The sequence below is a fragment of the Halomonas sp. M4R1S46 genome (assembly GCF_025725685.1).
Lineage (GTDB): Bacteria > Pseudomonadota > Gammaproteobacteria > Pseudomonadales > Halomonadaceae > Halomonas.
Genome location: NZ_CP107008.1, coordinates 605319 through 630962 on the forward strand (window position 1 = coordinate 605319; position 25644 = coordinate 630962).

Sequence of the window (25644 nt, forward strand, 5' to 3'; positions counted from 1 at the left end):
AGGACGCTCCTTATCCATAGGGAGAGTAGATTAGCACTCACATGTGCTGCCGTACTACTTGTGGAAAACTCCCTCTCCCTGCGGCATCACGGCCAGCCGGCGTGTGACGAGGGCCGACAACGAAGCTGCCATCTGACGCCCGCCTACCACTACCACCGGTCGGAGGTCTGGGACCCTCCGTGTCTTGGTCTACGCGATAGAGCGTAGATCGGGCGTGATCTGAGCGGCGAACGCCTTGGCCGTGTCGCTTCCGTCATCGGCCAGATAGATGTGGGTCCGGCCCAGCGGCGGCAGGCCCCAATGCTCCGGGACTTCGACGAGATCGCGGTCGGCAAGCGATCCGGGCAGGGCCGCCACTGCGAGGTCCACGCGCAGGGCTGCGACCTGGCCCATCGAGGTGTCGCTGGAATAGGCAACCCGATAGGACCGCCCGGCTCCCTCCAGCGCGCGGAGGGCGGCGTCGCGCCAGGCACAGCCCATCTGGGCCACGGCAAGCGGCAGGGGCTCTCGCTCCACGGCACGGCCGCCGTCCCGCATCAACCAGCGGAGTTCTTCGGAAAAGAGATCCCGCGCCGGAATCTGCGGCGTGCTTGCCTCGTTGAACAGGGCGAGATTGGCATCGCCCTCCACGAAGAGACGTTGCACCGTTTCACTGGAGTCGAGCCGGACGTCCACGCGAATCCGCGGATGCGTTTCGGCCAGGCGTCGGAGCAGCCCCGGCACAAGAGAAACACCGAGGTCATGGGGAGCGGCGAGGCGCAAGCTCCCGGACAACGGTGAGCCGTGGAACACCGCCATCGCCTCGTCGCTGATCCCGACGAGACGCCGCGCGAAGCCGAGCAGCACTTCTCCCTGGTCGGTCAGGCGGACGCGGCGCGCATCGCGATGCAGCAGCCGGACGCCGAGCTGCTCTTCCAGCTTGCCGACTTGCAGACTGACCGCCGAGGGCGAGCGGTTCACGCGTGCCGCGGCGCGCCGAAAACTCCCCGTTTCGCAGATCGCAACGAAGGTTCGGGCGGCGTCTAGATTGAGCGTCCGGGTGGCGAGATGCGGATCGCCGCTCGGCCGGTTGGTTGAGATTTCCTGATCCATTGAATGAAAACATATCGTTTTCCTCAACATTGGTCAAAGCCTACGCTCCTACCGGAAACGAAGCCGAGAGGAGTGGCAATGTCACCGTTACCGAAAGAGCGCGTGCTCGGTCTTGTCTGGGCCGCGACCGCGGTCGCCATCTGGTCCGGGTCGCTGGTCATGCTGCGGCTCGGCGTGACGACGAGCCTGAATGCCTACGACCTGACCGCGCTTCGCGTCGGTGTCGCCGCGTTGGTCCTGGCGCCTGTCATCTGCCGGCGCGGCTTTGCCCTGGACCGGCTGGGTGCCAGGGGGCTCCTGGCCATGGTGGCCGGGTTCGGGGCGCCGTATATCCTGCTCATCTCGCTCGGCCTGGGAACCGCGCCGGCATCGGCGGCCGGCTCCCTCAATCCCGGGGTGATGGCGGTCGTCTCCGTGCTGTTGGGCTGGAGGCTCTTCGGCGACAGGATCGGGCCTGCACGGATCGCCGGGGTCGTGGCGATCCTGGTCGGGGCGTCGTTCTTCGCGGGTCTGCTGGGTGCACAGACGGCGTCGGTCGGACATCTGATCCTGATCTTCACCGGAATGATGTGGGCGGGGTACACGCTGGTCGTCCGCCGAGCCGGCATCCCGGCCCTGCACGCGACCGCCATCGTCGCCGTGGGCTCCGCCATCCTCTACCTGCCGGTCTACGTCGCGGCCCTGCCCACGCAACTGCCCGTCGCCCCGGTGCCCGACATCGTGATGCAGGCGGTATTCCAGGGCGTGCTCGTCAGCGTCGTCGCGGTTTTCGCCTTCAACCGCTCCAGCGAGCTGCTCGGGCCAGTCGTGGGCGCGACTCTCCCGGCCCTGATTCCGCTGGTGACCCTGGGCCTCGGTGTGGTCGCCCTGGATGAGGCGGCGGGCGCTCGAGACCTCGCCTCGGCGACGCTGATCGGCGTGGGCGTCGCACTGACCCTCGCGGGGCACGCGCCCGGCCGTTGGCCCGGGGCGGCCCTCTTCAAGAGAGTCTTCCGCGACGCCTGATGCGGAGGCGAGGTGCGCCCCGAGCTTCTCCTCGTAGATCGCGCTGATCCAGTCGACGACCCCCCGCACGCGCGGCGACAGGCGGCTGCATGCGGAGATGTCGTCATGAGCCGCTCCTCTACGTGGTTGGCTGTGCCCCGGCGTTGCCTGGGCGGGAAGGATTGGTCTGGTCGTGCCTGCGGACTCAGGTTGGTTGCGGGGCGCTCACCACTGCATCTCGCCCGTGTTGACCTTGGCGCCGATCTCCAGCGCGATGCCCAGGCCCGCTTGCGGGTAGGCATCCTGCACTGCTAACTCGCCTTCATCGCCGCGTCTTGGCCGGCACGTCGTCGGAGGGGGCGGCGAGCTCTGCCTCCATCCGGTCGATGATGTCGCGGCTCAGCCGTTGCAGCAGAGGCCCGGCGGCCTGGTGCACCGTCTTCTCGGCCAGACGGTTGGCCAGGTGGTACTCCAGCCAGAGATGAATGCGGGTGCCGTTGGCGGTGGGCATCAGCCGGTATTCGCCGCGATTGGGCACGCCACCCACCGAGCGCCAGGCGAAGCGTTCGGGTGGCTCGAACGCGGTGATCGCGATGTCGAACGTCAGCCGCAGGCCGGCGACGCGCACTCGCCAGCGGTAGCGACCGTCGCTGAGGCATTCTATGGTGTCTATGACCTCGCTGTAGTCGGCAAACCTTTCGACCCGGCTCACTAGGGCGAACACCGCGTCACGGTGGGCCGCAATCTCGGCTTCGTGTTCGATGACAGGCATTGGGGCGCCTCGCTTTCGCCGCCCCCTTCGACGACAGGATTCAGGATGCATTTCACCTGGGGGGACACGTCATGCACTGACCGCAGGCCGGGCGATGCCGCCGTGGTGCGGCCTCACTTGACCCTAGCATGTCCTCTTGCCGTCCGGCAGGGGAGGGCCGGCGGGGGGGCGCGCCCCGTGAAGGTGCTGGTGATCCTCGGCCATCCCCGTGCCGACAGCCTGTGCGGCGCCCTGGCGGACGCCTTTGCCGAGGGGGCCCGCGCGGCCGGTGTGCAGCTGTGCCGACTCGACCTCGCGAGCCTCGACTTCGACCTACACGTACACCTGCCTTCGCCCAACGACCAGCCGCTCGAGGCGGACCTGTGCCGGGCGCGGGAACTGATCCTGTGGGCGGATCACCTGGTGTTCGTCTATCCCACCTGGTGGGGCACGATGCCCGCGCTGCTCAAGGGGTTCCTCGATCGTCTCCTGGCGCCGGGCTTCGCGTTCCGTACCTGCGAGGGCGGCATCGGTTACCAAGGGCTGCTGGGTGGTCGCTCGGCCCAGATCATCACCACCATGGACACCCCGCCGCTGATCCATCGGCTGCTCTACCGCCAGCCGGGTCGCCACGCCATGGCGCGGGCGACCCTGGGCTTCTGCGGCATTCGCCCGGTGCGTGCCCTGGCGTTCGGTTCGGTCAGGTCGACCGATGCCCCCCGCCGCCGGGCCTGGCTGGCACGCGCATACCGCCAGGGGCGGCAGCTGGCGCGCGGCCGGGTCACCCCCGCGGAGCGACTAACGGACAAGGCCGGGGCCTGGCTGCGTGCGCTGCGCCTGCAGTTTTATCCCATGACCTGGGTGGCTTATGCGGTCGGGGCGCTCGCTGCCGCGGCGGATGGCCGCGTGTTTGGCAACCCGGCGTTCTGGATCGGTTATCTCGGCCTGTTCCTGCTGGAAGTGGCCACGGTGCTGGTCAACGAGGTGGTCGACCTGGGCAGCGACCGCCGCAACCGTTTCTTCAGTACCTTCACCGGCGGTTCGCGGGTGCTGGTGGAGGGCCGGCTCGGTCGGCGCGAGGTCGAGGCGGGGATCGTCCTGGTTCTGCTGGGCTTCTGCGCCACCACGGTGTGGCTGCTGGGTGTGGTGCCGGCGGCGTTGCCGGCGTTGGCCGTGCTGGGGGCGCTGGCGGTCCTCGCCCTCGGCTACACTGCCCCGCCCCTGATGTTCAGCTATCGTGGCCTGGGAGAAATCGATGTTGCCCTTACCCACAGCATCGGGGTGATGCTCTGCGGTTTCGTGTTCCTCGGCGGCAGCTGGCGTGACCCCTTGCCCTGGTTACTGAGCCTGCCACTGCTGCTGGCGATCCTGCCGTCCATCACGCTGTCGGGCATTCCCGACCGCGAGGCCGATGCCGCCGTGGGCAAGCGCACCCTGGCGGTGCGCCTGGGCCCGCGGGGGGCGCTTGGGGTGGCGCTGCTCTGCACGCTGTTGTCCGCCGCCACCGCGGTGGCCTGGGGACTCGCGGGGCTGGGGGCGGGGGCCTTCGCCGGCATCGGCTGGGTGGTCGTGCCCCATGCGGCGTGGCTGGCGCGGCGGTTGATCTGCCGCCTGCGTGCGGAACGCTCGCCTGCACGCATCGATGGCCTGATGGCGGTGTCACTCGGCTATGTGCTGTGGTTCGGGCTCTGGCCGCTCTTCCGCCTGGCCGGCGCTTAGCGCCGTGGCCACAGGCGTGCCGCCACGGGGATCCCCGCCGCGAGCAGCGGCGGCCAGGCGGCCGGACCATCGCCGTCAGTCCCAGGGAGGCGATGGCCAGCGGGACGGGGGCGAGGGCGAACACCTCGGCGCCGGCCATGCCGCGGCCGAAGGCCACGGTGGTGAGGGGATGCAGGAAGACCGCGTAGGTGACGAGTCCCACCGTGACGACAGGGCGAGCCCGCCTCGCCACTCGCCCAGCACGAGCAGCAACCCCGCCTGGAGCGTGAAGAGTGGCACCGCATAGCGCACGCCCTGGTTGATAGGGGCGTAGCGCTGCCACAGGCAGGCCCAGGCGACGAAGCCTCAGGCCGCCGCCAGCAGGAGCGTGGCCAGCCGCAGCCGTCCGGCTCCCGGGCGCAGCAGTGCCAGGCAGAGTCCGGCGCCCAGCGGCAGGGCGAGCAGTTGCGCCGTCCAGAGCGCCTGGTTGTGCAGCACGAAGAGCCGCTCGTAGACGTGCAGCGAGAACATCCGGAAGTCCTGGGGCCGGTAGGTCCACCATTCGCTCATCGGCACGGCCGCCGTCCCGCATCAACCAGCGAAGCTCTTCGGAAAAGAGATCCCGCGCCGGGATCTGCGGCGTGCTTGCCTCGTTGAACAGGGCAAGATTGGCGTCGCCCTCCACGAAGAGACGTTGCACCGTTTCACTGGAGTCGAGCCGGACGTCCACGCGAATCCGGAGATGCGTTTCGGCCAGGCGTCGGAGCAGCCCAGGCACCAGAGAAACACCGAGGTCATGGGGAGCGGCGAGACGCAAGCCCCCGGACAACGGTGAGCCGTGGAACACCGCCATCGCCTCGTCGCTGATCCCGACGAGACGCCGCGCGAAGCCGAGCAGCACTTCTTCCTGGTCGGTCAGGCGGACGCGGCGCGCATCGCGATGCAGCAGCCGGACGCCGAGCTGCTCCTCCAGCTTGCCGACTTGCAGACTGACCGCCGAGGGCGAGCGGTTCATGCGTGCCGCGGCGCGCCGAAAACTCCCCGTTTCCTCTACGTGGTTGGCTGTGCCCTGGCGTCGCCGGGGCGGGAAGGATTGGTCTGGTCGTGCCGGCGGACTCGGGGTGGTTGCGGGGCACTCACCACTGCATCTCGCCCATGTTGACCTTGGCGCCGATCTCCAGCGCGATGCCCAGGCCCGCTTGCGGGTAGGCATCCTGCATCGCCTCGATCAACGCCGCGCTGTCATCGGCCTTGGCCAGTTCCGTCTCGAAACGCTGCAGATACTCCTGGGTGTAGGCCAACTGCGAAGTGTCCTGCGGCAGGTCAGGCAAGGAATGGCCCGGTACCACGGTGGTCGGATTGAGTGCGGCGATGTCGTCCAGTTTCTCCACCCAGGCCGTGCGCTCTGCCGCTGTCTGGGCATCGGCGGTCCATGCATGCAGTCCGGCGTATACGTTCACGCCCCCGGCCACCGCTTCGATCGACGGGATCCACACATAGCTCCGGTGCGGCAGGCTGTCGTCCAGGCCGCGGATTTCCAGTACCTGGTCTTCGAGCGTGAGGGTGTTGCCGGACAGTACCTCGGGCAGTGGTACCTGCTGCGGTGCGTTGGCGCCCAGCCGCGGGCCCCAGACCTGCAGCTTGGTCGGCAGCGTGGCCTCGATCTTATCCACCGTCGGCTCGGTGGCTACCACCTCCGCGTCGGGGAAAAGCTGCTTGAGGACGTCGATACCGAAGTAGAAGTCGGGGTCGGCCTGGCTGATGTAGATCGTTTTCAGGTTTTTTCCGCTGTCCAGCACCATGGCCGCGATGCGCAGTGCATCGGCGCGGGTAAAGCCGGTATCGAGCAGCACGGCGTCGCTCTCGCCGGACACCAGCACGGAATTGACGTGGAAGCTTCCGGCATCGGCGTTGTAGACCTGCAGCGTCAGCGGGGCCGCTACGTCCTCTTCGGCCTGCGTGTCGGCGCTGGCGGACGCGAAGCCCAGCGAGGCAATGGCGAGGGTGAACCAGCGGCTCGGAGAGAGGGAGTTTTTCATCGCACTTATCCTGGGGGAGGTGAGGGAACAGGTGTTGTGCGCATGGTATTGGTTCGAAATGGTTGGATATACGCTATTCTGATCGACAGTTTGTCAACCAAATCGAGCGAATAGATGGACCGTTTTACCGCCATGCGGGTGTTCGTTGCGGTGACAGAGCGCGGCAGCGTGACCGCAGCCGCCGAAGCCTTGGACATGTCGCGGGCGATGGCCAGCCGCTATCTGGAAAGCCTGGAACGCTGGCTGGGCGCGCGGCTGCTGCACCGCACGACGCGCCGCATCGCACTGACCGATGCCGGTCACGAGGCACTGTCGCGCTGCCGCCAGATGCTGGATCTGGCCGATGAGGTACAGACTGCCGCCGGGGTGCGCAGCGTCGAGCCCCGCGGCCGGCTGCGTATCGCCACCAGCCAGTCGTTCGCTCAGGCCTGGCTTGCCGAGGCGGTGGCGGAATTCCTCGCCGGTCATCCCCAGGCGCAGGTCGAGCTGCTGGTGCTGGAGCGGGCCGTCAACCTGGTGGAGGAGCGGGTGGACTTGGCGGTGCGCATCACCAATCAGCTCGATGCGTCGCTGGTGGCACGACGGCTCTGTTCTTGTCGCTCGGTACTGTGTGCGTCGCCCGGCTATGTGGAGCGGAACGGCGTGCCGCAAACGCCCGAGGAGCTGGCCGGGCACACCTGCGTGGCACACGCTTATGTGAGCCGCAGCGAGATCCGCCTGTGCCGGGAGGGCCGCAGCGTGACCGTGCCGGTGAGAGGGAGACTATCCAGTAACGAGACCGGCGTGGTGCGTGTGGCCACATTGGCCGGCGCCGGCATTGCGATGCTGCCGACCTATTTCGTTGCCGATGACCTACGCCGAGGCCGGCTGGTGCCCGTGATGCCGACTTGGGAGCCGGAGCCGCTGGCGATTCACGCGGTGTATCTATCGCGCCACTACCAGCCGCTGCTGCTGCGGGCGATGATCGACTTCCTGGTTGAACGGCTCGGCGGCGATGTCGCGCCTTGGGATCGCGATGGATTTCAGGGACGGACCCCGATTCCCCGCTGGCATACAACGAATCAGGGCCCGCTAAGCGGGCCCTGATCATCGAACCGGTGAGGTTCGAGAGCGCTCGTGATCCGTGAGATTAGGCGAGCGACTTGATATTCGAAGCCTGGAGGCCTTTCTTGCCCTGAGTCACGTCAAACGAGACGCTTTGACCTTCCTGCAGGGACTTGAAGCCTTCAGCCTGAATTTCGGAGAAATGTGCGAACACGTCATCACCGCCATCGGCAGGAGAAATGAAACCGAAACCCTTGGAATCGTTGAACCACTTGACGGTACCAGTCGTCATGAATAATCCTCTCGCGCTTAGCGCCTTGCAAAGTTCCTGGCGTCACCCAGATGAGTAGCGGGTAAAACAAGAAATACAATTACAGGCGATCGAAAGGGTTCGAATGCTGCTGAAACCATGCTGCTTGCTAACCAACTGACACCACGGTGTCACGCCCGGCCGCGTGGGTCAAAGACTTTCGTGTTATTTGATATGAGGGACAGACACCGATTTCCCGCAGGAGTGACGAGGATGGAGAAGGTCCTGGTGAGTGCTTGCCTGCTGGGTTGGCGGGTTCGCTACGACGGTGGTGCCAAGACGCTGGCGTCGGAGACCCTCGCGCGGTGGCAGGCCGAGGGCCGGGTGGTGGCGGTGTGTCCCGAGGTCGATGCCGGCCTGCCCACGCCCCGGGCGCCTGCCGAGATCATCGGTGGCGACGGCGCCGACGTGCTGGCCGGTGCGGCACGGGTGGTCGACCCGAGTGGCGAGCACCTCACCGAGGCCTTCGTGGAAGGCGCCGCCCTGGCGCTGCGGCTCTGCCGGCGGCATGCCATCCGGGTGGCGGTACTGACCGAGCACAGCCCTTCCTGCGGCAGCACGCACATCTACGACGGCAGCTTCTCGGGCACCCGGCAACCCGGCGCCGGCATCACCACGGCCCTGCTGCGTCAGCAGGGCGTGCAGGTCTTCGGCCAGAACGACATCGCCGCGGCGGATCGGGCTCTGCGGGCGCTGTAGGGGCCCAGGCCGTTGCGCCGGCCACGGGCACCCGTCGACAAGCCCATCGCGGGAAAGTCGGTCGCCCCGGTGCCGCTCGCCATCACCCCCCGCCGGCGCCGGCGCTCTGGAAGCCGCGTACCAGGTAGTCGAACAGCAGGCCGTAGGCGATGCCCAGGGGGATCGCCACCACGGTGGTGGCGGCCATCAGCGACGGCCAGAAGTAGACGTCGCCGCGGATCAGCTCGGTGGGCACCCCGGCGCTGATGTTGCGCGCCGCCGATTCGCTGACGAAGGTCACCGCGTAGATGTAGTTGGACAGCGACAGCGAGAAGGCGAACACGATGCAGGCGCCGATGCCGGGCAGGGCCTGGGGCAGCACCACCTTCCAGAATGCCTGGAGGCGGGTGCAGCCATCCAGCAGCGCGGCCTCGTCCAGTTGCGGCGGCACCGAGCGGAAGAACCCCAGCAGCAGCCAGGTGCAGAAGGGGATGGTGATGGTGGGCAGCACCAGCACCAGCGACCAGATGGTGTTGGCCAGCCCCAGCGCCACCACGATGCGGAACAGCGGGATGAACAGCAGGGTGGGGGGAATCAGGTAGACCAGGAAGATCGCCATGCCGGAGCGCTCGCCCCAGTTGCCGGTCAGCCGCGCCAGGGCGTAGGCCGCCGGCACGGCCAGCGCCACAGTGATGGCCACCACCAGCAGCCCGATGATCAGGGAGTTCATGGCGAAGGTGGGGAAGGCGGTGTCGGTGAACAGGTAGATCAGGTGGTCGAGGGTCGGCGAGGTCTCGTAGATGAAGGGGTTGGAGCCGAAGCGGTAGAGCTCGCTCTCGCGCTTGAAGATGGTGATCACCGCATACAGCACCGGCAGGGTGGTGAACAGCACCAGCAGGGTGATAGCGGCGTAGAAGAGGGGCTTGCGGGCGGCGCTTTTCATGGCCTTTCCCCCTAGTCCTTGCCGGCGCGGTAGGCGAAGCGCAGCGCCACGATCGCCGCCGCCAGCAGCACCGGGAACAGGAACAGGGCGATGGCCGCGCCCTGGCCCAGGTCGCCGCTGTTGATGCCCTTGAGGTAGGCCCAGAGCGGCAGGATCTGGGTGCTGTGGCCGGGGCCGCCGCGGGTCAGCAGGGCGATGGTCGACATCTCGCCGATCACCAGCAGGGCGGTGAACAGGATCGCCACGGTCAGCACCGGGGCCAGTGCGGGGATGATGATGCGGAACAGGATGCGGAAGAAGCCGGCGCCGTCGAGCTGCGCCTGCTCGAGGCGCTCGCGGGGAATCGACAGGCGCCCGGCCAGCACGATGATGGTCGCCAGCGGCAGCGTCCGCCACACGTCGACCAGCACGATCGAGGCGATCGCCAGGCCCTCCCGGCCCAGGTAGAAGAGGTTCCAGGAGGGGCCGAAGGTGCCGCCCGGGCCGAGCAGGCCGATCTGCACCAGCACCCAGTCGATGGGGCTGTACTGGGAGTCCAGCACCCACAGCCAGGTGATCGCCGACAGCGACACCGGCATCGCCCAGGGGATCATGAACAGCACCTGCACCAGCCGCTTGCCGCGGAAGTCGCGGGCCAGCAGCTCGACGGCGGTGGTCGCCAGCACCAGCAGGATCAGCACCGTGAGGGTGGTGATCAGCAGGCTGTTGCGCAGCGCCAGGCGAAAGCCCGACTGGCTGAGCACGGCGATGAAGTTGTCCAGGCCGACGAAGGTGTCGATCGCCGGGTCGCCGACCGTGGCATCGCTCACGCTCAGGGCGATGGCGATGAAGAAGGGCACGGCCACGAAGGCCACCACATAGAGCACCGCCGGCGCGAGCAGCAGCGCGCCCAGCACCCGGGGGCGCTCGAGGGCCAGCGCCAGGCGGGCCAGGGCGCCATCGGGCCGGGTGGGGTCGGCCCGCTCGGAACCCGTGGGCCCGGCGTTCATGCCACCGCCACCTTGGCCTGCGAGAGCCGCTGGCCCGTCTCGGGGTCGAAGAGGCAGGCATCGCGGCGGGTCACCACGAAGTGATGCGTCTCGCCGGTGGCCAGCGTCGGCATGGCGGCCTGGCGTAGGCGGCCGATGACCCGCGGCGGGCGCCGCTGCTCGGTCACCCCGCGGCGCACCACGCCGTAGACCAGCCATTCCGCTCCCAGGAACTCGAGGTGCTCGACCTCGATGTCGAGCTCCAGGGCGATCTCGTCGTTCGGCGCCTCGGCGGCGAGATGGAAGTGCTCCGGGCGCACGCCGATGATGCGTTCGTCGAGGGGCAGCAGGTTCATCGGCGGGTCGCCGATGAAGCCGGCGACGAAGGTGTCGGCGGGGTCGTAGTAGAGCTGCTGGGGGGTGCCGATCTGATGCACGGTGCCCTTCTCCATGACCATGATGCGATCGGCCAGCCCCAGGGCCTCGGTCTGGTCGTGGGTCACGTAGAGGGTGGTGATACCGGTGCGGTCGTGGAGCTCGCGCAGCTCGCCGCGGGCCTGGCTGCGGATCTGCGCGTCCAGCGAGCTCAGCGGCTCGTCGAACAGGAAGAGGTCGGGGGTGCGCACCATGGCCCGGGCCAGCGCCACGCGCTGGCTCTGGCCGCCCGACAGCCGGGTGGGGCGGCGGTCGAGCAGGTCGGTGATCTCGAGGATGCCGGCCACCCACTCCAGCTGGCGGCGCTGCTCGTCCGACGGCATCTTGCGCGCGCGCAGCGGAAACAGGATGTTGTCGCGCACCGTCATGTTGGGGTAGAGCGCGTAGTTCTGGAACACCATGGCGATGTTGCGGCTGCGCGGCGGGACGCCGACGATGGAGCGCCCGTCGATGAACAGCTCGCCGGCGCTGGGCTCCTCGAGGCCGGCGACCATGCGCATCAGGGTGGTCTTGCCCGAGCCGGAGGGGCCGAGCACGGCGAGCAGCTCGCCGTCGCGGGTTTCCATGTCGACCCCGTCCACGGCGATGATGCGGCCGTAGTGCTTCTTGAGTGCCCGGGTGGTCAGAATCGCCATAAGGTTCGTCGTCAGGAGATGACGCGGCCGGCCCGGGAGGGGCCGGCCGGTGGTCGTCAGTCGCTGCCGCTGCCGATCATCCCGCGTTCCCGCCACTTGGCGAAGATCTCCTCGATCTCGGCGTTGGTGTCGGCGATCGCCTCTTCCGGCGTCTTCTCGCCGCGGGTGACGTCGGCCATCATGCTGGAGAGCAGGTGGGACTCGTACACCTCGCTGATCGCCGGGTTGGCGTAGCCGGGATAGCCGAGCCAGGCGGTCCACTCCTCGGCGGTGCGCAGCAGGCCGAGCTTGTCCGGCGGCTCGGCGCCCCAGGGGTCGTCGCTCAGCCAGCCGTCCTCGGCGAACAGCTGCTCGCTGCGCGACGGGAAGGCCGGGAAGTTGTAGAACTTCGAGTAGTAGGAGGCGCTGGCGTAGTTGTTCTCCAGGTCGAGCATGAACTTCTTGGCCGCGGCCAGCTCGTCGGGGTCCGTCACGTAGTCGGGGATCACGTCGATGAACCACACGTGGGAGGGCATCTTGACCTCGCCGCCGGGCCCCTTCAGGCCGGGACGGAAGCCGGTGTCCGCGGCGATCTCCGGGGCCGACTCCTGGGCGCTGCGATAGAAGGAGATGGAGTTCTGGATATAGGAGGCGCGGCCGCCGATGAAGGTCTGGTTGTTGGAGGCCGCGTTCCAGGAAAAGACCTCCGGCGTCATGGCGCTGTCGAACAGCTCCTTCTGGAAGCGCACCGCCTCGAGGACCTCGGGCGAGTCGAAGGTCACGTTGCCGTCCTCGTCCTGGATCGAGCCGCCGTGGGACCAGATCAGCGCGCGGGCATAGAACTCGGAGTCGATCTCCGGCGACATGCCCAGCGCCACCGGGAGGCCGGTGTCCTCGAAGATCTTGGCGCCGCCCTCGAGCAGGTCCTGGTAGGTCTCGGGCCCTTCGGGGAAGCCGGCGTCGGCCCACAGCGAGCGGCGATAGTCGCCTGGGTCCGGCACCCAGCCGTGGCAGAATCCGTACCAGGTGTCGGTGGCCGGCAGGTAGCTGGAGCGCTCGCAGGTGCCGGTGCGCTCGCCGAAGGCCGCCGCCGCGGCCTGGTTGACGTCCGCCAGCGACTGCAGGCCGTCGATGAAGGCGGTGGGCGGGGCCACCATCTCGAACACCGTGGCGCCCTCCTCGGCGGCGATGGAGGCCGACAGGGTCGAGGTCAGGTCGGCGAGGTTGATCATGTTCACCGTGACCTCGACGTTGTGCGCCTCGCCCCATTGCTGCGCATACTCCCGGAACCACTCATCGTAGCGCGGCACGAAGTGGCTCCATTGGGTGAGGCTGATGGCGGTGCCGTCGGGGAACTGCTCGGGGAAGGTCATGTCACCGTAGCTGGTGCGGAATTCGGGGGCGGCCGGCTCGTCCTGCGCCAGGGCGGCAGGAGCCAGGGGGGCCAGGGCCAGGAGCATGGCGCTCAGGAGGCTACCGGTTCCCTGCAGGCCGACGAGACGGTCGCGTATGCTGTAGTGCAACATACTGGCACCTCTCGATTGCTTGTCGTTGATTCCAGTCTAGGTGGTGGCGGGAGGCTGTCAAAACGCCGCGCGGGCGCTCTTCCTTCGCCGGGTGTCGCGCCAGGGGGCGCCGTCGGCCCGGTTGGTGCCGGGTCATCCATTGGTGAAGAAGCGAGAGAAGAACTGGGGACAGGCACTGATTGACTAGCTCCAGCCCTCAGAATAACAAGGGGTCTGTCGCCGATTGGCCGGCTTGCGCCTCCCCAGAGCATGCGCCAACATGCCCTGGCCGCCCGGCGGCGCTTACCCGGCAACCCTTCGAGGCCCCATGATACTCCTGGCTACCTTTGCCACCCTCTCCATCGGCGTGTCCTTCCTGTGCTCCCTGCTCGAGGCCGCGCTGCTCTCCATGACCCCCAGCTACGTCGTCCAACTGCGCGAAACGCGACCGGTCCTGCACACCCGGCTGGCCCGGCTCAAGCAGAACATCGACCAGCCGCTGGCGGCCATCCTCACCCTCAACACCATCGCCCACACCGTGGGCGCGACTGGCGTCGGCGCCCAGGTCACGGTGGTGTTCGGCGAGGCCTGGCTGGGGCTCGCCTCGGCGGTGATGACGCTGCTGATCCTGTTCCTCTCCGAGATCATCCCCAAGACCATCGGTGCCACCTACTGGCGCCAGCTGGCCCCGCCCATGAGCATGCTGCTGGTCGGCATGATCTGGAGCATGAAGCCGTTCATCTGGCTCTCCGAGCGCATCACCCGGCGCATCGGCAAGGACGCCCCGGAGACCGACATGCGCGGCGAGATCAAGGCCCTGGCACAGATCGGCCTGGAAGAGGAGGCGCTGGACGCCGACGAGACCCGGGTGATCACCAACATCCTCAACCTGCACGACATCCGAGTGAACGACGTGATGACGCCGCGCACCGTCTCGGTCACCGTCAAGCCACAGATGACGGTCGCGGAGTTCGACGCCGAACTGGGCCACACTCCTTTCACCCGCTTCCCGGTGATGGACGGCGGCGAGCAGGCGCTGGGCTACATACACAAGGCTGACACCTACCACGCCGAACCCGACGCCACCCTCAAGTCGCTGATGCAGCCGGTACACCAGGTGATGGCCGACGACAACGTCGAACGGGTATTCGCCATGATGGTGCGCGACCGCCAGCACCTCTGCGTGGTATACGACGACCTGGGCACCTGGGTGGGGCTGATGACGCTGGAGGACGTGCTTGAGACGATCCTCGGCCACGACATCGTCGACGAGACCGACAACGTCGCCAACCTGCGCAAGTACGCCAAGCAGCGCTGGACCAAACGGGTCAGGAAGGAAGCGGCCCAAGGCCAGGCGCGTGGCTAGCTCCAGTCCTCGGTTCTCAGTCCTGGCCCCCGCATAAACTCACGAAGGTTGTTGGCAAGGAAAATCGGGGACGAAGGAAAATCGGGGACGTACACCAATTGCACCCTCCAACTGCACCAATTGAGGTTCCAGAGACACTTGTCGGTGAAGAAGCGAGGTCTGCGCCATGAAGATGTTGATCAATATCGACGTGCCCGAACTGGCACCGGCCATCGCGTTCTACTGCGCTGCCTTTGGCCTGGAACTCGATCGCCTGCTCGATGATGACGTTGCCGAGCTCACGGGGGGCGAATCGACGATCTATCTGCTCGAGAACGAAAGCGGCTCGGGGTGCGTGAAGGGGCCCATGAAGTATCGGGACTATTCGCGGCACTGGACGCCCGTGCATCTCGACATCGTGGTCGAGGATATCGAGCAGGCCGCCGCGCGTGTGCTCGATTGTGGCGCCGTTCAGGAAAGCGACTGCATCGAATGGCGAGGCTCGAAATGCATCACGTTCTCCGACCCCTTCGGCCATGGGTTCTGTCTTATCGAATTCCTCGGAGACGGCTACAGCGACGACGTCGCCTAGCAGCGGCGCCAAGGGGCTGTGCCTTGCCGGCGGGACGGTCGGATGCCTGGCCGCCGCATGGGCCATCATGGTGCGGGCTCGAAGAGGAAACCAAGACAGGCGATCGCCTGTCATAGCTTGATAGCAGGCTAACGTGTCCCCATATGGTAGTGTGAGCCAAGCCATTCGCTACCGAGGAGCCCTCATGAGCCAAGGCAACGACTACACCCCGCCGAGGGTCTGGACCTGGGAGAAGGCCAGCGGTGGCACCTTCTCGAGCATCAACCGTCCCGTCGCCGGGCCCACCCATGACGAGGAACTGCCGGTCGGGGAGCATCCCTTCCAGCTCTACTCCCTGGCCACGCCCAACGGCGTGAAGGCCACGGTGATGTTCGAGGAGCTGCTGGCGCTGGGCTACCAGGACGCCGAGTACGACGCCTGGCTGATCCGCATCGGTGAGGGCGACCAGTTCGGCAGCGGCTTCGTCGCGATCAACCCCAACTCCAAGATCCCGGCGCTGGTCGACCACGGCCCGGCCGAGCCCATCCGGGTGTTCGAGTCCGGCTCGATCCTGCTCTACCTGGCCGAGCGCTTCGAGGAGTTCCTGCCGGGCAGCCTGGCCGGGCGCACCGAGACCCTCAACTGGCTGTTCTGGCAGATGGGCAGCGGGCCCTTCCTGGGCGGCGGCTTCGGCCACTTCTACGCCTATGCGCCCGAGAAGATCGAATACGCCATCGACCGCTACGCCATGGAGACCAAGCGCCAGCTCGACGTGCTCGACCGTCGCCTGGCCGAGACGCGCTACCTCGCCGGCGACGACTACACCATCGCCGATATCGCGACCTGGCCCTGGTACGGCCAGTTGGTCCTCGGCCGGCTGTATGACGCCGCCGAGTTCCTGCAGGTGCCGGAGTACCGGCACGTGCTGCGCTGGGCCAGGGAGATCGACGCCCGCCCGGCGGTGCAGCGCGGCCGCATGGTCAACCGCACCTTCGGCGATGCGGCCATGCAGCTCCACGAGCGCCACGATGCCAGCGACTTCACCCACAAGACCCAGGACGTGCTGACGTCCTGAGCGCCTCGACGCGGCCCGCGCCGGAACCAGGCGCGGCCCCTGTCGCGCCTGCGCCCGTGAGCCCCGCCCCTCGGCGGGGCTCTCGCGTTGCGTACTCGCCCGGTGCCGGCTTCACTGCAGGGTAAGGGCGGCCGGGACGCCACCCGAGACCATACGGCGCCGCGTCGGGGGATGCGGCTTTCACGGCGCCGAGATCGCCGGCGGGGAAGGCGGCAGCTGCCGTCGCGTGGCGCTTCGACACGGAGCAACGGGCGTCCCTCTCCGCCTGGCCCTCGGCCGGCAAGAGGGGGAGATCATGATCAAGCGCAGCGGGTATCTCGGGGCCGGGCTGGCCATCGTCCTGATGATGGCGGCCGGCATGGCCCAGGCCCAGGAGGACGCCGAGGCATCGCTCTACGATCGTTTGGGGGGCCTGACCCCGATCTCGGTGGTGGTCAGCGACTTCATCGACGTCCTGCTGGTGGATGACGTGCTCAACGCGAACCCGGCGATCGACGAGGCCCGGCAGCGCGTCCCGGCGCCCTACCTGAAGTATCGGGTGACGTCGCTGGTCTGCCAGGCCGCCGGTGGGCCCTGCGAGTATCAGGGCCGCTCGATGCAGGCGTCGCATGCCCATCTCAACATCACCGAGGCCGAGTGGGCGCAGATGGTGACCCTGCTCGAGGGTGTCCTCGACGAGCATGGCGTGCCCGACCGCGAGACCGAGGAACTGCTCGCCATCGTCGGCTCGACCAAGGAAGACATCGTGACCGTCCGGGACGAGAACTGAGCGACGCGCGTGACGTAGACGCCAGCATCGGGGGCGGCGCGTGGCCGCGTCGCTCCCGATGCCCCCGGCGGCGATCCCGGGCCACTTCACCCGGCGAGGCGAGCTTCGAGAATCAGGTTGAACGGCGTCTCGGCGGCGCGCCGGAAGTGGCCGAAGCCCGCCTGGCGGAACACTTCGGCGAGGCGCGCCTCGCCGGCCTGGGCGCCGAGCACGAGCGTGCCGCCCTCCGAGATCGCATGCGCGCAGCAGATGGTGGTGGACGCCGCATAGTACATCCGGGAGACGGTCGACAGGTTTTGCTCGACCCGGTCCTGGGCGAACGGCTCGACCAGCATCACCGTGCCACCGGGCGCCAGCACCCGGGCGGCGTAGCGGGCCGCGGCGACCGGGTCGCCCATGTCGTGCAGGCAGTCGAAGAAGCAGATCAGGCCGTATTGCCGGTCGGGGTAATCCGTCGCCCGGGCCAGGTCGAAACTCACGCGCTCGGTGACACCCGCCGTGACCGCGTTGCGCCGGGCGGCGTCGATCGAGGCCGCGTGCCCATCGATGCCGTGGAAGCGCGAGCGCGGGAAGGCCTGCGCCATCAGCACGGTCGAGTGGCCGTGGCCGCAGCCGACGTCGGCGACCTCGATGCCGGCCTCGAGCTTGTCGACCACGCCCTCGAGCGCGGGCAGCCACTCCGGCACCAGGCTGGCGCGATAGCCGTTGCGGTAGAACGCCGCCACCCCGCACTGCAGGCGCCCGTCGTGCTCGCCCCAGGCCACGCCCTCGCCGGTGCGGAAGGCCTCGAGGGTGCGCTCCTCGTCGAACCACATCGAGGCCGGCACCTGCCAGGCGTGGGGGATGAACAGCGGGCTGTCCTCGTCGGCCAGCACCAGCGCCTGCTCGGGGGACAGTTCGTAGGTGTCGCCGACGGCGTGGTAGCCCACATAGCCGCCGGCGGCCTGGGCGTTCAGCCACTCGCGGACATAGCGCTCGGCGCAGCCGGTGCGGGTGGCGAGTTCCGCAGCGCCGAGCGGGCCGGCGCCGGCCATGGCCTTGTACAGGCCGAGCTTGCTGCCGAGGCTGACCATCACGCCGCCGTAGGCGGCGGACAGGTCGTCAACGGCGCGGGTCACAAAGGTTTCCAGCTTCGTCTGATCGATCACGGGGGCGTTCATGGGGGCGGCTCCTGGCTTGACGGGGCGAGTGGTGTCGACTGCCCGTCCATGATCGTCGCGCCACCCGATCGGCAGAAGAGCCGGAATCGCCGCAATCGGTCCGTTCGTGCCACACTGAAAGCCCCGCCACGAGAAGCCCTTGCGCCATGAGCGGACACCCCCCGTCGGTCGGTGCGAGCCCCCGCCACGTCAGCCTGGTGGCGTTGCCCGACGCCGCGATCTCCACGCTTGCCGGTATCTTCGACGTGATGAACAGCGTGGCCCTCATGGGCATGACGCCCCATGATGCCCCGGCACCGTTTCACATCGAGATCGTCGGCGAGGCCGTGGGGCCGCTGGAACTGGCGAGCGGCATCCCGATCACCGTGCAGCGGGCGGTCGACACCGTCGAGACCAGCGACATCGTGATCGTCCCCGCGGTGCTGCTGCGCCCGCCGGGCTGGGGGCCGGGCCGCTATCCCGGCCTGGTCGCCTGGCTGCGCCGCATGCACGAGCGTGGCGCCGTGCTCTGTTCGGCCTGCTCGGGGGTCTTTCTGCTCGCCGAGACCGGGTTGTTCGACGGCCAGGACGCCACGGTGCATTTCGGCTACGCGGCGATGTTCGCGGCCACCTATCCGGCCGTGCCGATCCATCCGGAGCGTGTGCTGGTGATCGGCGGGCGGCGCGAGGAACTGGTGAGTTCGGGGGCCTCGATGAGCTGGCACGACCTGGTGCTCTATCTCATCGCGCGCTACGCCGGGGCGATCACGGCTCAGGAGGTCGCGCGGATGTTCGCGCTGCAGTGGCACCAGGATGGTCTCACGCCCTATCTCGTGTTCGAGGGCCGGACGGATCACGGCGACGCGGAAGTCCTGGGGGCACAGCAGTGGTTGGGCGAGCACTTCGCGCTCGCCCACCCGGTGGAGGAGATGATCAGGCGCTCGGCGCTCGCCGAGCGCTCCTTCAAGCGACGCTTCGCGAAGGCCACCGGCCTCACGCCGATCGCCTACGTCCTGCGCCTGCGCATCGAGGACGCCAAGCGTCGGCTCGAGCGCTCCGACGCCTCGGTCGACGAGATCAGCTGGCGGGTCGGCTACGAGGATGCGGCCTTCTTCCGGCGCCTGTTCAAGCGCACCACCGGCCTCACCCCGAGCGCCTATCGTCGGCGCTTCCGCCTCCCGGACTTCGCACGACCGCGTCAGCCATGATGCCGCCACGCCAGAACGCCACGAACCCTTCCGCCAGGGGCAGGCCGAGGCGCTGGGACCAGGCCGCGGTTTCCGTGGCGCCCTCGGCGCTGCTTGGACATCGACTCGAGGTACATCTCGGAGCGCTGGTATGCCGGGGCTGACCCCGTACTTCGGGTCATCGCCCTGATCGTGATGGGGGGCATGAGGTCTGCCGGACGTCGAGCAAACCGTAGCGGTTCACCTAAGCTGGGATATGCCTCGGGACAAGGATTGCCGATGACCGCCCAGCAACGCTTTACCCTGACGCGCGCCGACGCCCGCCGCCTGCTGGTGCGCTATCACTTCCGGCCGGCGCCGCTGGCGACCGTCATCCGTCGCCTGGGGACCATCCAGTTCGATCCCCTGGCGCCGGTCGGTACCAACCCGGACCTGGTCCTGCAGGCCCGGGTACCCGGCTATCGGCGGGGGGACTGGCTGGAGGCGGCCTATGGTCGACGATGGCTGGTCGATGGCTGGGACAAGCAGGCCAGCCTGATCCAGCCCGGGGAGTGGTGGGCCCAGGCGCCGTTTCATCGCTGGTTGGCCCGGCGCTGGCAGCAGCGTGGCGTGGACGTCGATTCCCCGGAGGCCCATGCCCTGGTCGCCCAGGTCGAACGCCATGGCCCCGCCACCAGCCTCGAACTCGGCGACCAACGAGCCGATCCCGCCTTGCGCGGCAGCTGGTACGGTCCCAAGCGCTCGCGGCATCTGCTCAAGGCGTTATGGGACGCCGGACGCTTGATGACGCACCATCGAGTGGGTGGTCGCCATGCCTACGACTTGCCCGAACGCGTGCTGCCCCAGGGCGCGAGCGTGGCGGAGACCACGGACGCCGATGCCCTGCAACGGCTGGTGGTCCGGCGCGTGCAGGCCGTCGGCCTGCTGCGTCCCGGCGCCGATGCCGCCGTCTGGTCGCTGCCTTGCCCGCGCGCGGAGCGTGACCGCATCGCCGCCCGGGCCATCGCCCGGGGAGCGTTGATCGAACTCGACGTGGAGGGCACGGGCTACTGGACCACGCCCGAGGCCCTCTCGGTTCTGGAGGCGGGCCTCGACGCGTCCGAGGAAACGACTCAGGGGATGCGTTTTCTCGCGCCCCTGGATCCGCTGATGTGGGACCGGGGTGGCGTCGCCCGGGTCTTCGGCTTCGATTACGTCTGGGAGGTCTACAAGCCCCAGGCCCGGCGTCGTTGGGGGTACTATGTGGTGCCGGTGCTGTGGGGCGAGCGTTTCATTGCTCGCTTCGACGCCAAGTGCCAGCAGGGCACCTTGACTCTCCTCGCCTGGCACTGGGAGCCCGACATCCTGCCGGCCAGGCTCCCCGAGGGTCTGCCCGAGGCACTTCGGCAGGCCGCCCGTGATTTTCTCGATTACCTCGGGGCCACTCGTCTCGTCCTGCCCAGGGGCCTCGGTCGTGAGGCCCGACGCGCGTGGCAGAGGGCGGCCAGATGAATCGGTGAGTATTTGGCCGCCTCACGTGCCCGATGAATGAGGGGCGTCGACGGCGAGGGCCGGTTTCAGGCTGCCGACCAACAGGGCGCTCACCAGCGCACCGAGGGCGATCGCCAACAGGTAGTGAAACGGGTGTTCGACCAGCGGGATGACGAAGACCCCGCCATGGGGGGCCGGCAGCTGGCAGCCGAAATACATCGACAGGCCGCCCGCCAGCGCCGAGCCGACGATGCAGGCGGGCAGCACCCGGAGCGGGTCGGCGGCGGCAAACGGGATGGCGCCTTCGGTGATGAAGGAGGCGCCGAGCACGAAGCAGCTCTTGCCGGCACGCCGCTCGTTGGCGCCAAAGCGGCTGCGAAACAGCAGCGTCGCCAGCCCCATCGCCAGCGGCGGCACCATGCCGCCGGCCATGACCGCGGCCTGGGGCAGATGGTTGCCCGCCGCGATGGCGGCGATGCCGAAGGTGTAGGCCGCCTTGTTGACCGGCCCGCCGAGGTCCACCGCCATCAGCCCGCCCAGCAAGGTGCCCAGCAGGATCAGGTTGCCGATGCCGAGCGCATTCAGCCAGTCCACCAGCGCGCTATTGATATCGGCCAGCGGCATCAGCAGCAGGTACATCAGACCGCCGGTCAGCAGCAGGCCGATCACCGGGTAGATCAGTACCGTCTCCACCCCCTGCAGGCTACGTGGCAGATGGCGGCAGAGATGGATGACGGCCAGCATCAGATAGCCGCCCAGCAGGCCGGCGATCATGCCGCCGAGAAAGCCGCCGCCGGAATGCACCGCCATGAAGCCGCCGACCATCGCCGGCATGAAGCCGGGCCGGTCGGCGATGCTCATGCCGATGAAGGCGGCCAGCACCGGTATCATCAGGCCGAAGGCGCCTTCGCTGCCGCCCAGGGTCATCAGCGCGGCCGCCAGGGGGTGGTAGTTCGGGCTGTCCGGGTCGAACGCATCGACGCCGAACATGAAGGAGAGCGCGATCAGGATGCCGCCGCCGACGACGAACGGCAGCATGTTCGAGACGCCGTTCATCAGGTGCTGGTAGATGCCCGGTCGGGTCGCGGTCGGCCGCGGCCCGGCGGCGTCCCCTTCGCCGGCGTAGACCGTCGCCTCACCGCTCAGGGCCCGTTCCAGTAGCCCCTGCGGGTCGCGAATCGCGTCCCGTACCGGCACCCTGATCAGCTTCTTGCCGGCAAAGCGCTCCATCTCGACCCGGGTATCGGAGGCGATGACGACCGCGTCGGCGGCGGCGATCTCCTGCTCCGTCAGGCGATCCCGCTCGCCGATGGCGCCGCGGGTCTCGACCCGGATCGGCAGTTCCATCCGTTCGGCACAGACGTTCAGCGCATCGGCGGCCATATAGGTGTGCGCGATGCCGGTCGGGCAGCCGGTCACCGCCACCAGTCTCGGCATCGGCGGGGCGGCGGCTGCCGCCGGCCCGGTGTCGGCGGCAGCCTCGACGGCGTTGCCGCTCCGCGCTTCGCCGGCCAGCAGCCCGATCAACTCGTTCGCGCTGCCCGCCTGCAGCAGGCGCTGAATATACTGCGACTCCTGCATATGCCGGGTCAGCGCGGCGAGGATGTCGAGATGCTCCTCGTCCACCGCCTCGGTTTCGGCAATCAGGAAGAAGATCCGGCTGGGCTGACTGTCGAGCGAGCCGTAGTCGATTCCGTCCGGCGCGATGCCCACTGCGATCGCCGGTGATCGGACCGCGTCGGTGCGGGCATGGGGGATGGCGATGCCCTTCTCGAGGCCGGTCGGAAACTCTGCCTCACGCTTGAGAATCGCCTCCTTGAACGCTGTCGGATCGATCAGCTTGCCCGCCTTGGCCAGCACCTCGATCAGCTCGTCGAGAACCTCGGACTTGGTGTGTCCCTGCAGACGCAGGCGGATCGTATCGGCACTGATCAGGCTGGTAACCTCCATCGCGCTCCCCGTCGTTGGTTGTTGTGTGGAGCTTAGCCGGTTGTTCCTTGGTGATGCTCGCGCGTTTCATCGCGGACCACGCCATCGCCATGCTCGACGTGGTCGGGCCGCCCCGGCCCGGGTGCGAGATGGCGCTGTCGGGCGCTTGCCTGCGCCGCTTCCAGGCGCCTTCGACGCTATCGACGTCTCGGCGTCGGCGCGGCGCCACGCCAGCGGCGAGTGGCCGGTATGACGGCGGAACGTCCGCCAGCGCCAGGTGAACGGTGCCCCGCGTCAGGACGTGAACGAAGCCGGTGCCCGCCTGTGCCGGATGGCGGGCGCTGTAGCAGAGCGGACCGGCATTGAACACGCTGGCGGCAAGATGAAAGCGGGAAAGCAGGGCGGCGAGTCGGTCCATCATGAGACTCCTGGACGCACTATAAAGACATCTGGAGTCCAGTCGTCTATCCGTCGTCCTAGACTGTCAATCGGAGGCGATCCAAGCGGCACCTGAACACTGGCACCGGAACGAGAGGAGCGAGGTCATGACGACGACCAGAACCCTGGGCCTGGCGGCACTGCTGACGCTGACCGCTGCCCCCGCCTTCGCCGCCGATCTGGCGACGACGACCTTCCGGGACCATGTGGACAGCGAGGGCACCATCTCGCTCCCGACGGATGCCCGGGCCAGCTGGGTGCATCTGGGCTCCTGGGTGGTCAATGACGCCGAGGCCCCGGGTGCCGGCTTTCACGATGTCTACACCCAGCCCGAGGCCGCCCAGGCCTACCGGGACAGCGGCGAGTTCGCCGATGGCACCGTGCTCATCAAGGAAATCCGCGGTATCGAGTCCGCCGAGAAGACCACCGGGCCGGCGCTGTGGGCCGGTGAACCGCACGTCTGGTTCGTGATGGTCAAGGACGCCCAGGCGCGGTTCGACGGCCCCCATTGGGGCAACGGCTGGGGCTGGGCGCTCTTCAAGGCCGACGACCCGGGCGTGAATGTGTCCGAGAGCTTCGAAGGCACCTGCATGGGCTGCCATGTCCCGGCGCAGCAGACCGACTGGGTGTTCGTGGAGGGCTACCCGACACTGCAACGAGCCGAGTGATGGCCGGCCGTGGCCCCCCGTGAGGTTTCCGTGGATGACCGCCTACACTGGAAGTCACAGTGGCAGTCGGGAGTTACGCCATGGGCAATCGCCTGGTAAGAGGGATGATGGCCGGGTTCGTGGCCACGCTGGTCATCTCGATGATCCTGATCCTGCGTCTGGCGGCGGGGATCATCCCCTGGTACGACCCCATCGAGGTCATGAACCTGGCCGCCCAGGACCTGCTCGGCACGCCGGACAGCCGGATGCTGGCCTGGGGCATCCACTTCGCGGTGGGCACCCTGATCTGGGGCGTGCTGTTCGCCTTGCTGGTGCCCTACCTGCCGGGGCGCACCCCCACGCGACGGGGCCTGGAGTTCGGCGTGGCCAGCTGGCTGGTGGTGATGGTCACGGTCTTCCCCCTGGCGGGGTCCGGCCTGTTCGGCCTGGGCCTCGGGCTGGTGGCGCCGCTGTCCATGCTGCTCGCCCATGTGGTGTTCGGCGCGGTGATCGGCGCCGTCTACGGCTGGGCGAAAGGCGTGCTCTAGGTATGCACCCCCAGGCGCCTGTCGGACGTGACGCTGCGCGGGCATTCGGTCAATCGCGTTTCTGCGTGTAGCCCCGCGAGGAGGTCACAGCATGGCGGAGATCACCGAGGCTCGACAGCTCTGCGACGACCTGGCCGCGCACTGCAAGGCCGTCGACCGGTGCCTGATCGGCGTCGAGCACGAGGTCTTCCTGTTCACCCGGGCGGACCACCGTCCCTTGCCCTATGAGGGGCGGGAGGGCATCCGGGCCGTGCTCGAGGCCTTCCAGCGCTTCGGCTGGTGGCCGAGCTGGGAGCGGGAGCGACTCGTCGGCCTGACCCGCGGCGAGGCCGCCATCACCCTGGAGCCGGCCGGACAGCTGGAGCTGTCCGGAGCGCCCTGGGCGGACCTGCACGGCGTGCAGGCGGAACTGCTGGGCTACCGTCGCGAGCTGGCGGAGGTCGCCGAGGCGATGGGGCTGGGCGTCATGGCCCTGGGCTTTGCGCCGGAGTGGACCCGCAGGGAGATGGGCTGGGTGCCCAAGAGTCGCTACCGGATCATGCGCGCCTACATGCCCAGGGTGGGGGTGCACGGCAAGGACATGATGACCCGCACCTGCGCCTTCCAGCTGAACCTCGACTTCTGCAGCGAGGAGGACATGCGCGCCAAGTTCCGGGTGGCCATGGCGCTGCAGCCGCTGGTCATGGTGGCCCTGGCCAATTCGCCCTTCGCCGATGGCCGCGACAGCACCCTGACCTCCTACCGCAATTACGTCTGGCTGCATACCGACTCGGCGCGCTGCGGCATCCTCCCGCTGGCGTTGTCGCCGGCGCTGTCCTTCGCCGAGTTCGTGGACCGGGCGCTGGCGGTGCCGATGTACTCGGTGGCGCGCCACGGCGAGCACCTCGACCTCGCCGGGCGCCGCTTCCCCGACATGATGCGCGGGGCCCTGGCGGAGCTGCCCGACGAGCGACCGACGCTGCAGGACTGGAAGGCGCACCTCAACACCCTGATGCACGACGTGCGCCTGAAGGATCACCTGGAGTTGCGGGGCAACGACTCCCTGAGCCTGGAGTACAGCCTGGCGCTGGCGGCCTTCTGGACCGGCCTCCTCTACGACCGCCAGGCCCTGGCAGGCGCCCTGGCCCTGGTGGCGGATTGCGACGTCGCCCGCCTCAATCAGCTGCGCCACGAACTGCCCCGCTACGGCCTGACGGAGAGCGAGCGGATCCCGGTCGCGGGCGTCTATGCGGCCGACTCCTTCCCCGAGGCCCTGCAGCGCGCCCTGGCCCTGGCCGAGGCCGGCCTCCAGCGACGCCACCGCCTGGACGCCCAGGGGCAGGACGAGCGGCGTTACCTGCGTCCGCTCCAGGCGGTCGTCGCACTGGGGCGGAGTCCCGCCGAGCACTGGCGGTCGCGCTACCATGGCCGGTGGCGGGGCGATCTCGGCCCCCTCTACGAACGCGCCAGCCTATGAACCGTCGCG

24 protein-coding genes and 1 pseudogene are annotated in these 25644 nt (G+C 68.3%); 13 read left to right on the top strand and 12 right to left on the bottom strand.

All coding sequences use genetic code 11. From position 1 onward, the window contains the following. Window positions 1–189 precede the first annotated feature (189 nt). Window positions 190–1092 (bottom strand): LysR family transcriptional regulator, encoded by a 903-nt coding sequence (locus OCT48_RS02860; RefSeq protein ID WP_263591244.1) that lies wholly within the window; start codon window positions 1090–1092, stop codon window positions 190–192. Window positions 1093–1170: 78 nt separating this feature from the next. Here OCT48_RS02860 and OCT48_RS02865 point away from each other — a divergent pair, with 78 nt between their 5' ends. After that, entirely contained in the window at window positions 1171–2097 is a 927-nt protein-coding gene (locus tag OCT48_RS02865) for a DMT family transporter (RefSeq protein ID WP_263591245.1), read from the top strand. A 301-nt stretch (window positions 2098–2398) separates the two neighbouring features. On the opposite strand, the gene OCT48_RS02870 is transcribed toward OCT48_RS02865, so the two are convergent. Beyond that, a complete protein-coding gene (locus tag OCT48_RS02870; protein WP_263591246.1) occupies window positions 2399–2848 on the bottom strand; it encodes an SRPBCC family protein in 450 nt (149 codons plus the stop codon). A gap of 177 nt (window positions 2849–3025) precedes the next feature. Here OCT48_RS02870 and OCT48_RS02875 point away from each other — a divergent pair, with 177 nt between their 5' ends. Then, the gene (locus tag OCT48_RS02875; RefSeq protein ID WP_263591247.1) at window positions 3026–4546 is read left to right on the top strand and encodes an NAD(P)H-dependent oxidoreductase; all 1521 of its coding nucleotides are present in this window, start codon (window positions 3026–3028) and stop codon (window positions 4544–4546) included. Between the two features lie 345 nt (window positions 4547–4891). Here the strand turns inward: OCT48_RS02875 and OCT48_RS02880 are convergent, their stop codons facing one another. The 3 genes and pseudogenes from OCT48_RS02880 to OCT48_RS02885 all read right to left on the bottom strand — a co-directional run bounded on the left by OCT48_RS02880 (window position 4892) and on the right by OCT48_RS02885 (window position 6564). After that, entirely contained in the window at window positions 4892–5101 is a 210-nt protein-coding gene (locus tag OCT48_RS02880) for a hypothetical protein (RefSeq protein WP_263591248.1), read from the bottom strand. 13 nt (window positions 5102–5114) lie between these two features. Continuing rightward, window positions 5115–5738, bottom strand: a pseudogene (locus tag OCT48_RS19555) (LysR family transcriptional regulator); the annotation flags it as partial. Then, window positions 5662–6564, bottom strand: coding sequence for an MBL fold metallo-hydrolase (locus tag OCT48_RS02885; protein ID WP_263591249.1), 903 nt, complete (start codon window positions 6562–6564; stop codon window positions 5662–5664). The pseudogene OCT48_RS19555 and the gene OCT48_RS02885, both read right to left, overlap by 77 nt. 114 nt (window positions 6565–6678) lie before the next feature. Here OCT48_RS02885 and OCT48_RS02890 point away from each other — a divergent pair, with 114 nt between their 5' ends. Continuing rightward, the gene (locus OCT48_RS02890) at window positions 6679–7650 is read left to right on the top strand and encodes a LysR family transcriptional regulator (RefSeq protein WP_263591250.1); all 972 of its coding nucleotides are present in this window, start codon (window positions 6679–6681) and stop codon (window positions 7648–7650) included. A gap of 43 nt (window positions 7651–7693) precedes the next feature. Here OCT48_RS02890 and OCT48_RS02895 read toward each other — a convergent pair whose 3' ends face one another. After that, window positions 7694–7900 carry a cold-shock protein gene (locus OCT48_RS02895; protein ID WP_126485300.1) on the bottom strand — a complete coding sequence of 69 codons (207 nt, stop codon included), beginning with the start codon at window positions 7898–7900 and terminating at the stop codon, window positions 7694–7696. 231 nt (window positions 7901–8131) lie between these two features. Between OCT48_RS02895 and OCT48_RS02900 the strand changes: the two genes are divergently transcribed. Beyond that, window positions 8132–8617: a DUF523 domain-containing protein gene (locus OCT48_RS02900; protein ID WP_263591251.1), complete on the top strand. Its 486-nt coding sequence runs from the start codon at window positions 8132–8134 to the stop codon at window positions 8615–8617. An 82-nt stretch (window positions 8618–8699) separates the two neighbouring features. Here OCT48_RS02900 and OCT48_RS02905 read toward each other — a convergent pair whose 3' ends face one another. The 4 genes from OCT48_RS02905 to OCT48_RS02920 are packed head-to-tail and all read right to left on the bottom strand — an operon-like array spanning window position 8700 to window position 13082. After that, complete coding sequence (locus tag OCT48_RS02905) at window positions 8700–9539, bottom strand: carbohydrate ABC transporter permease (protein WP_263591252.1); 840 nt, start codon at window positions 9537–9539, stop codon at window positions 8700–8702. Between the two features lie 11 nt (window positions 9540–9550). After that, window positions 9551–10528 (bottom strand): carbohydrate ABC transporter permease, encoded by a 978-nt coding sequence (locus OCT48_RS02910; protein WP_263591253.1) that lies wholly within the window; start codon window positions 10526–10528, stop codon window positions 9551–9553. Continuing rightward, the gene (locus OCT48_RS02915; RefSeq protein WP_263591254.1) at window positions 10525–11577 is read right to left on the bottom strand and encodes an ABC transporter ATP-binding protein; all 1053 of its coding nucleotides are present in this window, start codon (window positions 11575–11577) and stop codon (window positions 10525–10527) included. Before OCT48_RS02915 ends, OCT48_RS02910 begins: the two co-directional genes overlap by 4 nt. A 56-nt stretch (window positions 11578–11633) precedes the next feature. Further along, window positions 11634–13082: an ABC transporter substrate-binding protein gene (locus tag OCT48_RS02920; RefSeq protein ID WP_263591255.1), complete on the bottom strand. Its 1449-nt coding sequence runs from the start codon at window positions 13080–13082 to the stop codon at window positions 11634–11636. Between the two features lie 307 nt (window positions 13083–13389). Between OCT48_RS02920 and OCT48_RS02925 the strand changes: the two genes are divergently transcribed. The 4 genes from OCT48_RS02925 (at window position 13390) to OCT48_RS02940 (ending at window position 16821) form a co-directional block, all read left to right on the top strand. Further along, entirely contained in the window at window positions 13390–14427 is a 1038-nt protein-coding gene (locus tag OCT48_RS02925) for a CNNM domain-containing protein (protein ID WP_263591256.1), read from the top strand. A gap of 166 nt (window positions 14428–14593) precedes the next feature. After that, window positions 14594–14998 carry a VOC family protein gene (locus OCT48_RS02930; RefSeq protein WP_263591257.1) on the top strand — a complete coding sequence of 135 codons (405 nt, stop codon included), beginning with the start codon at window positions 14594–14596 and terminating at the stop codon, window positions 14996–14998. Window positions 14999–15182: 184 nt separating this feature from the next. Continuing rightward, window positions 15183–16052 carry a glutathione-dependent disulfide-bond oxidoreductase gene (gene yghU / locus OCT48_RS02935; protein WP_263591258.1) on the top strand — a complete coding sequence of 290 codons (870 nt, stop codon included), beginning with the start codon at window positions 15183–15185 and terminating at the stop codon, window positions 16050–16052. 295 nt (window positions 16053–16347) lie between these two features. Then, on the top strand, window positions 16348–16821 hold the full coding sequence (locus OCT48_RS02940; protein WP_263591259.1) for a group I truncated hemoglobin: 474 nt from the start codon (window positions 16348–16350) through the stop codon (window positions 16819–16821). A gap of 86 nt (window positions 16822–16907) precedes the next feature. On the opposite strand, the gene OCT48_RS02945 is transcribed toward OCT48_RS02940, so the two are convergent. Continuing rightward, window positions 16908–17981, bottom strand: coding sequence for a class I SAM-dependent methyltransferase (locus OCT48_RS02945; RefSeq protein WP_263591260.1), 1074 nt, complete (start codon window positions 17979–17981; stop codon window positions 16908–16910). A 146-nt stretch (window positions 17982–18127) separates the two neighbouring features. On the opposite strand from OCT48_RS02945, the gene OCT48_RS02950 reads away from it, so the two are divergent. Together OCT48_RS02950 and OCT48_RS02955 are read left to right on the top strand one after the other, a co-directional pair. After that, window positions 18128–19168, top strand: coding sequence for a GlxA family transcriptional regulator (locus tag OCT48_RS02950; RefSeq protein ID WP_263591261.1), 1041 nt, complete (start codon window positions 18128–18130; stop codon window positions 19166–19168). A gap of 258 nt (window positions 19169–19426) precedes the next feature. Then, window positions 19427–20638, top strand: coding sequence for a DNA glycosylase AlkZ-like family protein (locus OCT48_RS02955; RefSeq protein WP_263591262.1), 1212 nt, complete (start codon window positions 19427–19429; stop codon window positions 20636–20638). A 21-nt stretch (window positions 20639–20659) separates the two neighbouring features. Here OCT48_RS02955 and OCT48_RS02960 read toward each other — a convergent pair whose 3' ends face one another. After that, window positions 20660–22567 (bottom strand): fructose-specific PTS transporter subunit EIIC, encoded by a 1908-nt coding sequence (locus tag OCT48_RS02960; RefSeq protein ID WP_263591263.1) that lies wholly within the window; start codon window positions 22565–22567, stop codon window positions 20660–20662. A 524-nt stretch (window positions 22568–23091) separates the two neighbouring features. On the opposite strand from OCT48_RS02960, the gene OCT48_RS02965 reads away from it, so the two are divergent. The 3 genes from OCT48_RS02965 to OCT48_RS02975 all read left to right on the top strand — a co-directional run bounded on the left by OCT48_RS02965 (window position 23092) and on the right by OCT48_RS02975 (window position 25635). Further along, complete coding sequence (locus OCT48_RS02965; protein ID WP_263591264.1) at window positions 23092–23652, top strand: cytochrome P460 family protein; 561 nt, start codon at window positions 23092–23094, stop codon at window positions 23650–23652. 80 nt (window positions 23653–23732) lie between these two features. Continuing rightward, complete coding sequence (locus tag OCT48_RS02970; protein WP_183382687.1) at window positions 23733–24179, top strand: DUF6789 family protein; 447 nt, start codon at window positions 23733–23735, stop codon at window positions 24177–24179. Between the two features lie 91 nt (window positions 24180–24270). Further along, a complete protein-coding gene (locus OCT48_RS02975; RefSeq protein WP_263591265.1) occupies window positions 24271–25635 on the top strand; it encodes a glutamate--cysteine ligase in 1365 nt (454 codons plus the stop codon). Window positions 25636–25644: the final 9 nt, after the last annotated feature.